Raw genomic sequence first — 12,586 nt, 5'->3', positions numbered from 1 at the left:
AGCTCAGGTTTGGACAGGAGTTATGACATATCTTTGCCGTCTGAGGCGAAGTCGGATTTACGTGCCAGGATGAAGGGGATTCGGGATTCATTAAGCCCGGAGACCAGGGACCGGCTGTCACGCCAAGCGTCAGATCTGGCTGTGGAATGTATGAAGCAATATCGATTCGCCAGCATGCTGATCTATCTGCCCTTCCGTTCAGAGCTCGATACCTGGCCCATCATTCAATGGGCCTGGAGCAGCGGGGTTCAGGTTATTGCTCCTCGCAGTCAGCGCGGATCTCGAGAGATGGAATTGTATGATCTGACCCCTGAAGCTTCACTTGCAGCGGGGAGCTACGGTATTCCGGAGCCCGATCCGAAGACAGCCGTGAAATATGGCCCCGGGCAAGTGCCGGAGGTGATCTGGGTGCCAGGGCTGGCTTTTGATGCTTATGGCGGAAGGCTGGGCTATGGCGGCGGATATTTTGATACCCTGCGCAGCCGGCTGGATGGGGAAGCGCAGGCGGCAGGCCGGCAGCCGAGATGGATAGGCATTGGTTTTCAGGAGCAGGTGATCCCTCAAGTGCCGATGGAGATTCATGACCTGAGGCTGGATGGACTGGTCACAGATCAGGGGTGGATGAAGTTTGAAACAGGAACAGGAGAGCCATATCATGGAGCTTAGTCATATGAACGAGCAGGGCAGAGCGAGAATGGTCGATGTCACGGATAAGGAAGTAACGCACCGGACCGCGGTAGCGCAAACCGCCGTAAGAATGCATCCCAACACGCTGAAGCGGATTTTGGAGGGCGGCATCGAGAAGGGGGATGTGCTGGCAGTAGCACAGGTTGCGGGTATTATGGCGGCCAAGAATACGTCTAGCTGGATCCCCATGTGTCATCCGCTGCCGCTGACCGGAGTCGATATTCAGTTTGGCGACAACGGCCTGGATGAGCTTTATATAGAAGCCTCTGTGAAGACCACCGGCAAGACGGGGGTTGAGATGGAGGCGCTGACGGCGGTGTCTGCTGCCGCTTTAACGGTTTACGACATGTGCAAGGCGCTGCAAAAGGATATGCAGATCGGACCGACGCGCCTGGTGAGCAAGCGCGGCGGCAAGAATGGAGATTATCAAGTCTAGCTTTGACAATCATATTTAATGAATCAGGATATTCGCTGATGAGGGAAAGGAGAGATTTCTCATGGTGTGGAAGACGGCGATCCTGACAGCCAGTGACAAGGGGGCACGGGGAGAACGCGAGGATACCAGTGCCCAGGTCATCCGGGAGCTGGTAGAAGAAGAGCTGGGCGGGCAAATTATCGAATACCGGATTGTCCCGGATGAAGAGGACGAGATTACGGCCGCTTTGATTGAACTGACCGATTATTACCATGTGGATCTGGTGCTGACGACGGGAGGAACCGAGCTTGCGGTGCGGGATGTGACGCCCGAGGCAACGCTTCGGGTTATAGAGAGACAGGTTCCAGGCATTGCCGAGGCCATGCGGGCCGCGGTTATGCAGAAGAACCGCAGTGCCATGCTGTTCCGCGGTGTATGCGGTATTCGCGGACGGACGCTCGTGCTGAACCTGCCGGGCTCCCCTAAGGGTGTGCATGAGAACCTGGCGGCAGTGATGGATCAGCTGCCGGAGGCGCTGCTGATGGTAACGGGGCAGTACCGGGAAGATTCACGGACGTAAAAGAAGCAGGATTTGTACACAATTTGTCATGAAGAAGGGCTGTTTATGCCATTTTTGATATGATATGATGTCGATATATGTCTATGTGCTGTTGTTCTGAGTGATGACGGTATTTGCTGCCTGAATCGGCCCCTGTCGGCTGCTTCTGTGCTGTATAAGGAGGAGATGTAATTATGGGTTCTTCAATAGGTGTACCTGGAGTTATTCTGTTAGTTATTCTTGCGCTGCTGCTGTTCGGTCCGAACAAGCTTCCTGAGCTGGGACGTGCAGTAGGAAGAACGTTTCGTGAATTCAAGGACGGAGCACGCGAGATTATAGAGGATGAGCCGGCTTCCAAGAAGACTGAGACTGCACCGCAGCCTGCTGCTGCACGTGCAGAAGACAAGCGTCTGCCGGAATAAGCTGCGTAGCAGCTGTACAGAAATCCCTCTTCGGAGGGATTTGATTGTTTCTGAGCATGTGAAGCTGCTTGGTGAAGTGATGAGGTGATGATGGGCGTGTCCGAGCAGATGAAGTTAATGGAGCTGACTGAGCATTTGACCGAGCTCAGGCGGCGGATTATATGGGTGCTGAGCTTGTTTGTGGTCGGCTTGGTCGGAGGCCTGTTTATTGCCGAGCCGGTCTATCAGTATTTGACGGGGTCAGAGCAGGCACAGCAGTTCGAATTGAATGCCTTCTCCTTCTGGGACGGCATCGGCATTTATATGAAGATTGCGGCGTTGTTCTCGCTGGTCATTTCAGTGCCGTTTATTTTTTACCAGCTGTGGGCGTTTGTAAAGCCTGGCCTGCGCAAAGAGGAGCAGAAGGCGGCTGTCCGCTATGTGCCGTATACCTTTGTTCTGTTTATTGCAGGCGTATTATTCGGCTACTATATCGTGTTTCCGATGACGCTGTCCTTCACAACAACAATTACTCAGAGCATGGGGCTGGAGGAAACGTACGGAATTACGAATTATTTCAGCTTTATGTTTAACCTCGTGCTGCCGCTGGCGCTGCTGTTCGAGCTGCCGCTGGTTGTGATGTTTCTAACGAGAATACGCATTTTGAATCCGATCCGGCTGAAGAAGCTGCGGCGCTATGCTTATTTTGCATTGGTGTTTGTCGCTGTTATTATTACGCCGCCGGATTTCATTTCCGACTTTCTCGTAACGATTCCGCTATTGCTGCTCTATGAGTTTAGTGTTTATTTATCCGCTTTTATCTACCGCAAGCAGCTTGCGGCAGATATGGAAATGGAAGAGCGGTATGTCCGCAAAGAAGAAGAGTGAGAAGCGTCCCTGTGGGGGCGCTTTTTTTGTGCAAATATGTATGCGTATAGTTTGGCGTGGTGCTCTTTAAGCGGGCTGCAGGGAGAAGCGGGAATGGCCCTCAGGCATAAAGTGGGGACCCTTGGATACAATGGAAGAGGGGAGTTGCTGGACAAACCCGGATGCTGCTCTGATTTGAAGTAAAATTTGAGTAAAAATTGCTTCGGGGTACTTGAAATTTCAGATCAACTTGAGTATCATAAAACATGGTTGTTAGCACTGAGACTTGTTGAGTGCTAATACATACAGCAAGGCTCAGATAAACCTTATATTTATTTAACAAGGAGGCTATTTTTCATGATCAGACCTTTAGGTGAACGCGTATTGGTAGAACCTATCGCACAAGAAGAAACCACGGCATTCGGGATCGTGCTTCCGGACTCCGCGAAAGAAAAGCCGCAAGAAGGAAAGGTTATCGCTGTAGGCAGCGGTACTCTGAAGGACGGCGCGCGCGTAGCATTGGAAGTTAAGGAAGGCGACCGTGTACTCTTCTCTAAATACGCTGGAACAGAAATCAAATATGAAGGTAAAGAATATTTGATTATGAAAGAAAGCGACATCCACGCGATTCTGGGTTAATTCGTTAACCTGTATATAGGAGCACATTCGTAATTTATTAAAATTCCAGGGAGGTATGTAATATCATGGCTAAGGATATTAAGTTCAGTGAAGACGCTCGCCGCGCAATGCTTCGCGGTGTAGATGCATTGGCTAACGCAGTAAAGGTAACATTGGGTCCGAAAGGACGTAACGTGGTACTCGAGAAGAAGTTTGGCAGCCCGCTCATCACGAATGACGGTGTAACCATCGCGAAAGAAATCGAGCTGGAAGATGCATTCGAGAACATGGGTGCTCAGCTCGTGAAGGAAGTAGCGACTAAGACGAATGATGTTGCCGGTGACGGTACAACAACAGCAACGGTTCTTGCTCAGGCGATGATTCGCGAAGGCTTGAAGAACGTTACTGCGGGTGCAAATCCAATGGTTATCCGCAAAGGCATTGACAAGGCTGTTCGTGCAGCGGTAGAAGAGCTGAAGAACATCTCCAAAGCGATTGAAGGACAACAGTCCATCGCACAGGTTGCTTCTATCTCTGCAGCTGACGAGGAAGTAGGACAGCTGATCGCAGAAGCCATGGAGAAAGTCGGCAAGGACGGCGTCATTACGGTTGAAGAATCCCGTGGATTCCTGACTGAAATGGAAGTTGTAGAAGGTATGCAGTTCGACCGCGGCTACATTTCTCCGTACATGATTACAGACACAGACAAGATGGAAGCGGTGCTTGATAATCCGTACATCCTGATCACCGACAAGAAGATCTCCAACACCCAGGAAATTCTGCCTCTGCTGGAGAAGGTCGTGCAACAAAGCAAGCCGCTCGTGCTGATTGCTGAAGATATCGAAGGCGAAGCTCAAGCGATGCTGATCGTGAACAAGCTGCGTGGTACCTTTAATGCAGTGGCTGTCAAAGCTCCAGGCTTCGGCGACCGCCGCAAGGCTATGCTGCAGGATATCGCTGCTCTGACAGGCGGCCAGGTGATTACCGAGGAATTGGGTCTGGACCTGAAATCCGCTACTGTGGACCAACTGGGTACTGCACGTCAAGTACGCGTAACCAAAGAGAACACCATTATCGTGGACGGTGCTGGCGACAAAGCGGATATCGAAGCTCGCGTGAAGCAAATCCGCACACAGCTGGAAGAAACGACTTCCGAGTTCGACAAAGAGAAGCTGCAAGAGCGTCTGGCTAAATTGGCTGGCGGTGTTGCTGTTATCAAGGTCGGTGCAGCTACTGAAACCGAGCTGAAAGAACGCAAGCTGCGTATCGAAGACGCTCTGAACGCGACTCGTGCTGCGGTAGAAGAAGGTATCGTATCCGGCGGTGGTACTGCTCTGGTGAACGTATACAAAGCGGTTGCTGCGGTAGAAACGCAAGGCGACGAGAAGACTGGTGTTAACATCGTGCTGCGCGCGCTGGAAGAGCCAATCCGTACGATCGCTGCGAACGCTGGTAAGGAAGGCTCTGTTATTGTAGAGCGCCTGAAGAACGAAGAAGTTGGCATTGGCTACAACGCTGCTGCTGACACTTGGGTGAACATGTTCGAAGCAGGCATCGTTGACCCTGCGAAGGTAACGCGTTCTGCCCTGCAAAACGCTGCATCTGTAGCAGCAATGTTCCTGACCACCGAAGCGGTGATCGCTGACAAGCCTGAGCCTGAGAAGGCTGCTGCTCCAGACATGGGCGGCATGGGTGGAATGGGCGGCATGATGTAATACGGGGTATGAACCCCTGTAAGGCAAGGGTTTCTCCTCTGAGAAGCCCGGATTGCCCATATTTTGTCCATATTTTATAAAAGGAAGACACCTTAGAGTGATGGAAATCGCTCCAAGGTGTCTTCTTTTTTTATGAAAGGGAGGGACTTGCCTTAGAGATTAAGCATCTTGAGCCATTTTTTGAATACATTACTGATCATAATATTGATGTGTATAATTATGGAACAACTAAAGGAACAGGGATTTTCAAAAACATTTTCCGTAGCTCTGGTTTACAAACTTATTGAAATTGCTGGGGAGCATACGAATAGTTGGAGATTTTTGGGTGATAGGAGATACCCATGAATGCCTACTCCAGCCTAAGCAAGCAATGAAGTATGCGTATGACATAGATTATGGAATTTACATACCATTTGGGAATATGGTATCGATGTCGGCGGTCGAGTCAATTAATCGTCGCGCTGTGCGAGAAAATCGGATCAGAGAACATGCTAATGAAATATGATATAAATTTTGTTTAGGAGGTTAACAGGAATAATGAATAAACTAATTCAAAAAGTATTTAAACGAAGTCTTTGGATATTATTGTTTGTAGTTTGGTTATTATTTTTTCTTATGTTTCTATTTGGAATAGTATTTATCATTGGGGTGTGGTATTACGAAAACTATATGTAACTGTTTAAAGAAAAGGGGCATCCTGTTAGATTCCCTTTCATTGCCCTTTCATGCTGCTTAAGGAGTATTGTAATTAAGCTGTTATGTATACATAGTTGTGGTGATTGCTTGGGAGTGGATCAATTGTCTGTATTGTTGTAAGTCCCAACAAACCGGTTTAGCCCCTTTAATCCGGACCACGAACCTCTTATTCGACAAATTGCATAGAATTGCTTAAGGTTGTTGCGGTTTTCGTCATTTTTCTTCCGGCGGTTACACTTTGATGACCTTGGGCTCCACCATTCCTTGTTGAATTGCATCTCGGTATTCGTACGGCGACAGATCGTGTAGGCTACCATGGATTCGCTTGTGATTGTAGTTGTGGATAAAGTGGCTGACGATTTCATACGCTTGTTGATAGTTCTCAAACTCGTGCCGCTGATAACACTCCGATTCTAGAATCGCATGGAAGGATTCGATATGCGCATTCTTGTTTGGCGTCTTTGGTGGAATGAGCTGTGCCCACTGTTTAGTCTAATTGCAAGACTGCCGCTGTGCTGTTAGAGTAACGGTCTCCGTTTGCTTAACGCGCCCTTAAGTTATGAAGTCAGCTTTTATCAGGGGAAAATTGTAAAAGAATTTGACATTTACAGTGTAATTAAATGGAGATGTAAAAACATTTTGATATACGGAGTTGGATCAATGCTATCGAGAATAATAAATACGATCCGACGCTCCAGCTTGCCTTTAGACTTGCGGAAGTTTTAGGCATGACAGTCGATGAGTTATTCATTCGTAATTAACAAGTCTCTTCAAGGAGGAACAAAATTATGAAAACCGCCAAGATGAACTGGCGTCAGCTTCTAGCTTATATCGTTGGGGGACTATTCTTCCTGTTGTTCTGTCAAATGTTCTACCGGTGGCTTCAACGAGATACGCTTGGGGTTGTTGACGATTTTATCCGCTTGGCGATTCCGCTCGGAGTGGTCATGTCCGCTTTGACATGGGGAACCCAGCATCAGGGTTTCAGTCAAGACGACGAATTGGGCAAGACGATTCAATTGAAAAGCGCAAAAATCAGTTACTACGCCCTTCTAATCGCCTTGGTCATCCTTCTCGTCGTCGAGAAGTACGTGAATGGACAAGACAATGTTCCATTAAACCTCATCTTGTGCTTCGGTTTGGCTGTGTACCCCGTTGCCGAGTTTCTGATCTCTAGGAGATATAAATAAAGAGGTGAGCCCCATTTTACTAACTTTTGTAAAGTTTATTTTAATATAATGATTATCTGCCCTTAAGCCCAACCAACTTTACTAATCAGCCAAACATTCGGAACGAAGATAGCGGTGCTGCATTTTCCATATACCTGGTGTTTTTGCGCCACCGGGTGGCATGATGTAAAACGGGGTATGAACCCCTGTGTGGCAAGGGTTTCTCCTCGGAGAAGCCCGGATTGCCCACATTTTGTCCATATTTTATAAAAGAAGACACCTTAGAGTGATGGAAATCGCTCCAAGGTGTCTTCTGTTTTTGATTCTTAGGAGGGGTTCAAAATCTAGTTAGATACCGTTCCTAGTGATTTATTGCCGATGTGAGGAGAGAAGCCAGTATCAAATTAGCTGTTAAGGCAGTTGCAATAATGAGCGCATCAGGAGTTTTTATTTTCCGTCCCTTGCTTCTCTGCTTGCTTTGCATGAATGCTGCTTTTCTTGAGACAGCAGAATCGACATGTAGGAGTGGTTGTGGGTCACTTTCCCCAGCCCTCCCGTGACTCCTGAATATGATCTAATAATTGTTGCGCTTCACCGGGCTTCAGGATTCCAGCCACACTTAATATGTCATCGACGGAGTAATCATCAAAGTCCTCGATGGTTTCTGCTTCAAGGTCTATAACAAGTTTCTTGGTGGAAATATTGTTTTCAGATAAAAACTCCCTTAAGTCTTTTGCTATATGAGGATGGAGTTTGCGTACCATTGACATGGAGAACCACTCCTTTATAAAAATATGTTGCTAAATCGTTTCGTTCTTGCGATCGTCTTGGATCCTTATTTATAAACCATTATACCCGACAAAGTAGTGAGTGGATACGGCCGTGGCGCACAGAATGAGCTGTTATAATGATGTTTGCCATCACTCTTCTTATTACTATGAAATAACACCATAACTGGGATAAAAAGAATGTTAGTCCCCGGAGAATTATGCTACCATGAAACGGACCGTGCGACTTCAAACGACAACATGTGACACGAAACAGGGTAGAGGGTGTGAAGGTTGAAACGTATCCGCATCACTTTTGTAACCGCAATCACTGTAACATTACTGGTTCTTATATATTATTACTCGCAAGCTTTGCAGATAACAACTCATGTTCAAAAGGGCACCCTGGATCTGGCTGAAACGAATTTCCTTCATGACGAGGTGATTGCGCTGGATGGGGAGTGGGAATTTTACTGGAATCAGTTTGTCGATCCGGAATCATTCACTGCACTCTCACAGCAAGCATCGTATATACAGGTGCCAGGCAACTGGCTCATGGATCTGGACGGCAATGAGCATATGGCCAAAGGCTTTGCTACTTACCGGGCGGTGATTCACAACATTCCTGACCATAAATATTTCGCCTTGAAAAAAGCAAATATTCGCAATGCCAGCCGGGTGTATGTCAACGGAGAGCTGCTGCTGGAGGACGGCCGTGCCTCGATGACGCTCAAGAATAGCGTGGCGGGTAATTCCTCCACGGTTGTCTATTTTGAACTGGAGGAGCGAACGGCAGAGATCGTCATTCACGCAGCCAATCACGAGTATATTGTGGGCGGCATTGCCAAACCTATGCTGTTTGGAACGCAGGAGGGGCTTTCCCTGCTGCAGAACCGCAAGCTAATGTTCGAGTTCGCCATGATCTTAATTGTTATGGTGCTTGGCTTCTTGTACCTGCTCTTGTGGCTGGGGAACAAGCATTATCGCAAAAAAGAACCGGTCACGCTGCCGCTGGCGCTCAGTTGCCTGTTCTTCGGGATTATGAACGGGATTTACAGCGAGCGTATTTTTGCGCAATTTATCCCGGGAATGACTTTGGAGCATACCTTCCGGTTCGGGCATTTAATGAGTGCTTGCAGCGTCATCACGGTGTGGGTGGTGATCCATAAGGTCAACCCGGCCTTTCTGTCCCGCCGAAGCCTTTATCTCCTGCTGGTGTACTATGGCATTTTTATGCTGTTGGTGCTCATTGTGCCTGTTCAGATTTATACCGGTACCTTCACTTTTTATATCCTCACCACGGTACTGCTGTTTTTTACGGCTTGGGTCAGAGTGGTCATTCAGTACGTCCGCAGCCGTTCCAGCAGTCCGGAGCACCGCACGCTTCTGATCTGTATCTGCAGTGTTTTTCTGTACTGGCTGGATATGATTCTGTTCAGCGTGGGCATCAAGTCAGATATGTTTATCTCCTTCCTGACGGTTTCCGTCTACAGCATCGCCTTGGCTGCACTGCTGTTGGTCCGATATGCCAACTCTTATAAACGTAATGAGGAGCTGTCCATTCAGCTGATTCAGACGCATACCACGCTCGATCAGACAACCAAGGAGGCACAGCGCAACGAGCTGGCTTTTTTGCAGGCACAGATCAAACCGCATTTCTTGTTTAATACCTTGAGCAGTATTATCAGCTTGTGCTACACCAATGGCGAACGGGCGGGCCGGCTGCTGAGTGATCTGTCTAATTATTTGAAGCGCTCCTTTCAGGTGGATGTGAATACAGACTATGTTACGCTCAGGAACGAGCTGGATTGGATTAAAGTGTTTGTCGATATTGAAAAAGCCAGGTTCGAGGACCGGATTCAGGTTGATTTTGACGTCGATGAGGATCTAATGCACCTGCAGATCATTCCGCTCGTCATTGAACCACTGGTGGAGAACGCCATTCGGCATGGGATTTTAAAAAATAAACACGGCGGCAAAGTGAAGCTGATCATTCAGAAGCGGGACAATAGCATGTTTATCAGTGTGAAGGATAATGGCAAAGGCATGGCCGCCGAGCAGCTGGCTCCGATCCGGCAGGGTAACAAGGATCCAGCGGACCGAACAGGAAACGGCATCAGTCTGCTCAATGTGAACGCTCGTCTAAAGCAAATGTACGGCGTACAGCTGCAATTCAATACGAATGGTCAGGGAACCGAGGTCTATTTCTCCATTCCGCTACATCGAGAGCAGGAGGTGATGTCATGATTAAGGCGGTACTGGTCGATGATGAGCGGCTCGTCCTGGATCTGCTGAATAAGGTCATCCGAGAAGCGTCCGGAATCAGCATCATGGGCTCGTTTACAGATCCGGAGGAAGCGCTGATACAGATTCCGCAGCTGGATGCCGATGTGCTTTTTCTCGATGTGGATATGCCGGAGATGAGCGGACTGGAGCTGGCAGCCAGACTGATGGAGTCCCCGAATACGAAGGAGTTGTCCATTGTGTTCGTGACCGCTTACGAGCAGTATGCGATCCGGGCGTTTGAGCTGAACGCGATTCATTATATTTTGAAGCCGGTCGATGTACAGTCGGTGGATGAAATTGTGAGCCGGGTCTATAAGAAAAAAGGACTGGATGTTCCCAAGCTCCCTGACCAGGGAGAGCTTTATTTCTTTGGTAATCCGCATCTGCGGATAGAGGGGAGTCCATCAAGCTTTTTAACCCCGAAGATCGAAGAGCTGCTGGCACTGCTCGTGCTGCACCAGGACAAAGGAATTAGCAAATGGCGGATTATTGATGAGCTGTGGGAAGAGTCGTCCGTAGAGAAATCCCAGCAAAATTTACATACGATGATGTTCCGGTTGAAGCAATCCCTGCGAAATGCAGGAATCCAGCTCCACATCCGAAGCAAAAATGGCATTTACACCGTAGATGCGAAAGACGTATATTGTGATTTTCGTGAGTTTGATCGACTGGCTGCCTGTAAGCAGCCGACCCGGCGTGAGACCATAGCCGCTTATGAGCAGGCCATCAGCCTGTATCAGGGAGATCTCTTGGATGGGAAGGACTATTTATGGTGCATCCCCATCCGGGAAAAATACTACCGTACCTTCGTAGAGCTTGTCGCGGCGGTGTTTCAGTATGCTACTGAGCAGGGCGAGGTCAGGAGGCTAAAGCAGCTGCGCCAGAGAGTCGAAGGGCTGCTGCTTGAGGAAGACCGAATGTGGTGGCCGTATAAAGCAAGGTAGTGTAACGGCTGCCGCTGAATCAAGTTTATATATAGCCGTACCCGAAAGCTACACGCGGGTACGGCTGTTTGGCGTTCCATAAAGCGCCGGCTTGGAGCGAAGTGAAGGTACGCCGGCTTTTGACGATGTGGAGCTCCACTGGGCCAAAAGTATCGTGGATGCTGTATTCCGGGCTGGGTGGATGCAGGGCGATCCGGACGGCTCGTTCAAGCCGGATCGCGCTTTGACCCGGGCGGAAGCGGTTGCCATTATCCACGGGCTGCTGGATTGAATCATGGAGCAGATTGAATATGTCGAAAAATAACGATAAAAATGTTTCAATTTAGAGATATACAGGGTAATTGTAACTAGGACTAATGTTTCAACTAAGGTCTGAAATGTTGAGAGGGTGGGTACATATTATGCTGCAGCAGCTGGAAGAGGTTAGAGTATCGGATCCTATGATTGTACATGCGCTGGAAAAGTACGTGGCGGTTATACGTTTCGACGCAAGTCGAAGAGTCACTTATGTCAATGATCTGTTTGCTTCAAGCGTCAAGTACCGCAAAGAGGATATGCTCGGTATGCATCATAAGCAATTTTGTCTGCCTCAGTTCAGCCTTAGTCCGGAATATGAGTTGTTTTGGCAGCGGCTATTCGAAGGCCGAAGCTTTCAGGACAAAATCGAGAGAAGAGACGCCCTCGGTCAATCTGTATGGCTGGAAGCGACCTATATGCCGATCATGGACGAGGATGCCCGCAAGGTCATCGGAATCCAGAAGATCGCAACCAATATTACAGAGCGTCAGAACCATATTTCCCTTGTAGTAGAGAATCTGCTCAAGATGGCTGAGGATTTAAGCGGCCGGTCGACGAAGGGCATCCATCGTAGTGCAGAGCTGATGAATCTGATTGATCAGATCGCTTCGGTCTCCGAGAATAATGCCTTGACGCTGGAGGGCCTGCATCGCCGTGCGGATGAAATCAAAGGCGTGGTGCAGACGATCCGCGATATTGCCAGCCAGACTCAGCTGCTGGCTCTGAATGCAGCGATTGAAGCCGCAAGAGCCGGAGAGCACGGACGCGGGTTCGATGTGGTGGCGAAGGAGGTTCGCAAGCTCTCGGTGAAGGTGGAGCAGTCCATCGGGGAAGTACGCAGCAACATCAACGGGATTACGAAGGAAGTCATCAAGATTTCCACAGGAGCGAGTCAGGTGCAATTCGACGTTCAGGAGAGCCAGCACATGATTAAAGCAGCGGTGGAGGATTTCAACGGCTTGTCTGTCTCATCTCAGCAGCTGGAAGATCACGCCCAGCGTTTCCAGCATATTATTTAGAGGGTATACTACGTTTCCAATCAACCAGCTTCATGCGTCCTTAGGGCTCGCATGAAGCTTTTTTTGTGCTCTATTTTCTACAAAAGAATACGTTTTCGAGAAAGGATCAACGGATTTTGTGTCGAATTTTAACATGATCGTAATTT

14 protein-coding genes and 1 pseudogene are annotated in these 12,586 nt (G+C 48.6%); 13 read left to right on the top strand and 2 right to left on the bottom strand.

The window, feature by feature from the left end; genetic code table 11:
* The first annotated feature begins 9 nt into the window (after nucleotides 1–9).
* The 7 genes from JJQ72_RS07245 to groL all read left to right on the top strand — a co-directional run bounded on the left by JJQ72_RS07245 (nucleotide 10) and on the right by groL (nucleotide 5,262).
* Nucleotides 10–666, top strand: coding sequence for a 5-formyltetrahydrofolate cyclo-ligase (locus JJQ72_RS07245; protein ID WP_243895931.1), 657 nt, complete (start codon nucleotides 10–12; stop codon nucleotides 664–666).
* The gene (gene moaC / locus JJQ72_RS07240; RefSeq protein ID WP_138226820.1) at nucleotides 656–1,123 is read left to right on the top strand and encodes a cyclic pyranopterin monophosphate synthase MoaC; all 468 of its coding nucleotides are present in this window, start codon (nucleotides 656–658) and stop codon (nucleotides 1,121–1,123) included. Before JJQ72_RS07245 ends, moaC begins: the two co-directional genes overlap by 11 nt.
* Nucleotides 1,124–1,184: 61 nt before the next feature.
* A complete protein-coding gene (locus tag JJQ72_RS07235) occupies nucleotides 1,185–1,682 on the top strand; it encodes a MogA/MoaB family molybdenum cofactor biosynthesis protein (protein WP_138226819.1) in 498 nt (165 codons plus the stop codon).
* Nucleotides 1,683–1,855: 173 nt separating this feature from the next.
* Nucleotides 1,856–2,083, top strand: coding sequence for a twin-arginine translocase TatA/TatE family subunit (locus JJQ72_RS07230; RefSeq protein ID WP_138226818.1), 228 nt, complete (start codon nucleotides 1,856–1,858; stop codon nucleotides 2,081–2,083).
* 90 nt (nucleotides 2,084–2,173) lie between these two features.
* Entirely contained in the window at nucleotides 2,174–2,950 is a 777-nt protein-coding gene (tatC, locus tag JJQ72_RS07225; protein ID WP_243895946.1) for a twin-arginine translocase subunit TatC, read from the top strand.
* 336 nt (nucleotides 2,951–3,286) lie between these two features.
* The gene (gene groES, locus JJQ72_RS07220) at nucleotides 3,287–3,568 is read left to right on the top strand and encodes a co-chaperone GroES (RefSeq protein WP_138226816.1); all 282 of its coding nucleotides are present in this window, start codon (nucleotides 3,287–3,289) and stop codon (nucleotides 3,566–3,568) included.
* A gap of 65 nt (nucleotides 3,569–3,633) precedes the next feature.
* The gene (gene groL, locus JJQ72_RS07215) at nucleotides 3,634–5,262 is read left to right on the top strand and encodes a chaperonin GroEL (RefSeq protein ID WP_138226815.1); all 1,629 of its coding nucleotides are present in this window, start codon (nucleotides 3,634–3,636) and stop codon (nucleotides 5,260–5,262) included.
* A gap of 927 nt (nucleotides 5,263–6,189) precedes the next feature.
* On the opposite strand, the gene JJQ72_RS20840 is transcribed toward groL, so the two are convergent.
* Complete coding sequence (locus JJQ72_RS20840) at nucleotides 6,190–6,429, bottom strand: integrase core domain-containing protein (RefSeq protein WP_208203320.1); 240 nt, start codon at nucleotides 6,427–6,429, stop codon at nucleotides 6,190–6,192.
* A 176-nt stretch (nucleotides 6,430–6,605) separates the two neighbouring features.
* Between JJQ72_RS20840 and JJQ72_RS07205 the strand changes: the two are divergent.
* Nucleotides 6,606–6,719 (top strand): annotated as a pseudogene (locus JJQ72_RS07205) (helix-turn-helix transcriptional regulator); the annotation flags it as partial.
* A 27-nt stretch (nucleotides 6,720–6,746) separates the two neighbouring features.
* On the top strand, nucleotides 6,747–7,148 hold the full coding sequence (locus JJQ72_RS07200; protein WP_138226814.1) for a hypothetical protein: 402 nt from the start codon (nucleotides 6,747–6,749) through the stop codon (nucleotides 7,146–7,148).
* 515 nt (nucleotides 7,149–7,663) lie between these two features.
* On the opposite strand, the gene JJQ72_RS07195 is transcribed toward JJQ72_RS07200, so the two are convergent.
* Nucleotides 7,664–7,897 carry a hypothetical protein gene (locus JJQ72_RS07195; RefSeq protein ID WP_208203223.1) on the bottom strand — a complete coding sequence of 78 codons (234 nt, stop codon included), beginning with the start codon at nucleotides 7,895–7,897 and terminating at the stop codon, nucleotides 7,664–7,666.
* Nucleotides 7,898–8,188: 291 nt separating this feature from the next.
* On the opposite strand from JJQ72_RS07195, the gene JJQ72_RS07190 reads away from it, so the two are divergent.
* From JJQ72_RS07190 to JJQ72_RS07175, 4 genes are all read left to right on the top strand, one after another.
* On the top strand, nucleotides 8,189–10,141 hold the full coding sequence (locus JJQ72_RS07190) for a sensor histidine kinase (RefSeq protein ID WP_208203222.1): 1,953 nt from the start codon (nucleotides 8,189–8,191) through the stop codon (nucleotides 10,139–10,141).
* Complete coding sequence (locus JJQ72_RS07185; RefSeq protein WP_208203221.1) at nucleotides 10,138–11,124, top strand: response regulator; 987 nt, start codon at nucleotides 10,138–10,140, stop codon at nucleotides 11,122–11,124. The genes JJQ72_RS07190 and JJQ72_RS07185 overlap by 4 nt, the downstream gene beginning before the upstream one ends.
* A gap of 91 nt (nucleotides 11,125–11,215) precedes the next feature.
* On the top strand, nucleotides 11,216–11,395 hold the full coding sequence (locus tag JJQ72_RS07180; RefSeq protein WP_208203220.1) for an S-layer homology domain-containing protein: 180 nt from the start codon (nucleotides 11,216–11,218) through the stop codon (nucleotides 11,393–11,395).
* Between the two features lie 130 nt (nucleotides 11,396–11,525).
* Nucleotides 11,526–12,440 (top strand): methyl-accepting chemotaxis protein, encoded by a 915-nt coding sequence (locus tag JJQ72_RS07175; RefSeq protein WP_208203219.1) that lies wholly within the window; start codon nucleotides 11,526–11,528, stop codon nucleotides 12,438–12,440.
* Nucleotides 12,441–12,586 lie beyond the last annotated feature (146 nt).

The sequence above is a fragment of the Paenibacillus sp. F411 genome, from assembly GCF_017582705.1.
GTDB classification, from domain to species: domain Bacteria; phylum Bacillota; class Bacilli; order Paenibacillales; family Paenibacillaceae; genus Paenibacillus_AQ; species Paenibacillus_AQ algicola.
The sequence above is the reverse complement of the archived record's forward strand: the minus strand, read 5'-3'. Positions and strand labels throughout refer to the sequence as shown.

What these genes read in the sequence shown, in the direction of transcription:
- tatC (WP_243895946.1), top strand. Translation starts at nt 2,174, where the DNA reads ATGGGCGTGTCCGAGCAGATGAAGTTAATGGAGCTGACTGAGCATTTG.
- groES (WP_138226816.1), top strand. Translation starts at nt 3,287, where the DNA reads ATGATCAGACCTTTAGGTGAACGCGTATTGGTAGAACCTATCGCACAA.
- JJQ72_RS07185 (WP_208203221.1), top strand. Translation starts at nt 10,138, where the DNA reads ATGATTAAGGCGGTACTGGTCGATGATGAGCGGCTCGTCCTGGATCTG.
- JJQ72_RS07235 (WP_138226819.1), top strand. Translation starts at nt 1,185, where the DNA reads ATGGTGTGGAAGACGGCGATCCTGACAGCCAGTGACAAGGGGGCACGG.
- JJQ72_RS07175 (WP_208203219.1), top strand. Translation starts at nt 11,526, where the DNA reads ATGCTGCAGCAGCTGGAAGAGGTTAGAGTATCGGATCCTATGATTGTA.
- groL (WP_138226815.1), top strand. Translation starts at nt 3,634, where the DNA reads ATGGCTAAGGATATTAAGTTCAGTGAAGACGCTCGCCGCGCAATGCTT.
- JJQ72_RS07230 (WP_138226818.1), top strand. Translation starts at nt 1,856, where the DNA reads ATGGGTTCTTCAATAGGTGTACCTGGAGTTATTCTGTTAGTTATTCTT.
- moaC (WP_138226820.1), top strand. Translation starts at nt 656, where the DNA reads ATGGAGCTTAGTCATATGAACGAGCAGGGCAGAGCGAGAATGGTCGAT.
- JJQ72_RS07200 (WP_138226814.1), top strand. Translation starts at nt 6,747, where the DNA reads ATGAAAACCGCCAAGATGAACTGGCGTCAGCTTCTAGCTTATATCGTT.
- JJQ72_RS07195 (WP_208203223.1), bottom strand. Translation starts at nt 7,897, where the DNA reads ATGTCAATGGTACGCAAACTCCATCCTCATATAGCAAAAGACTTAAGG.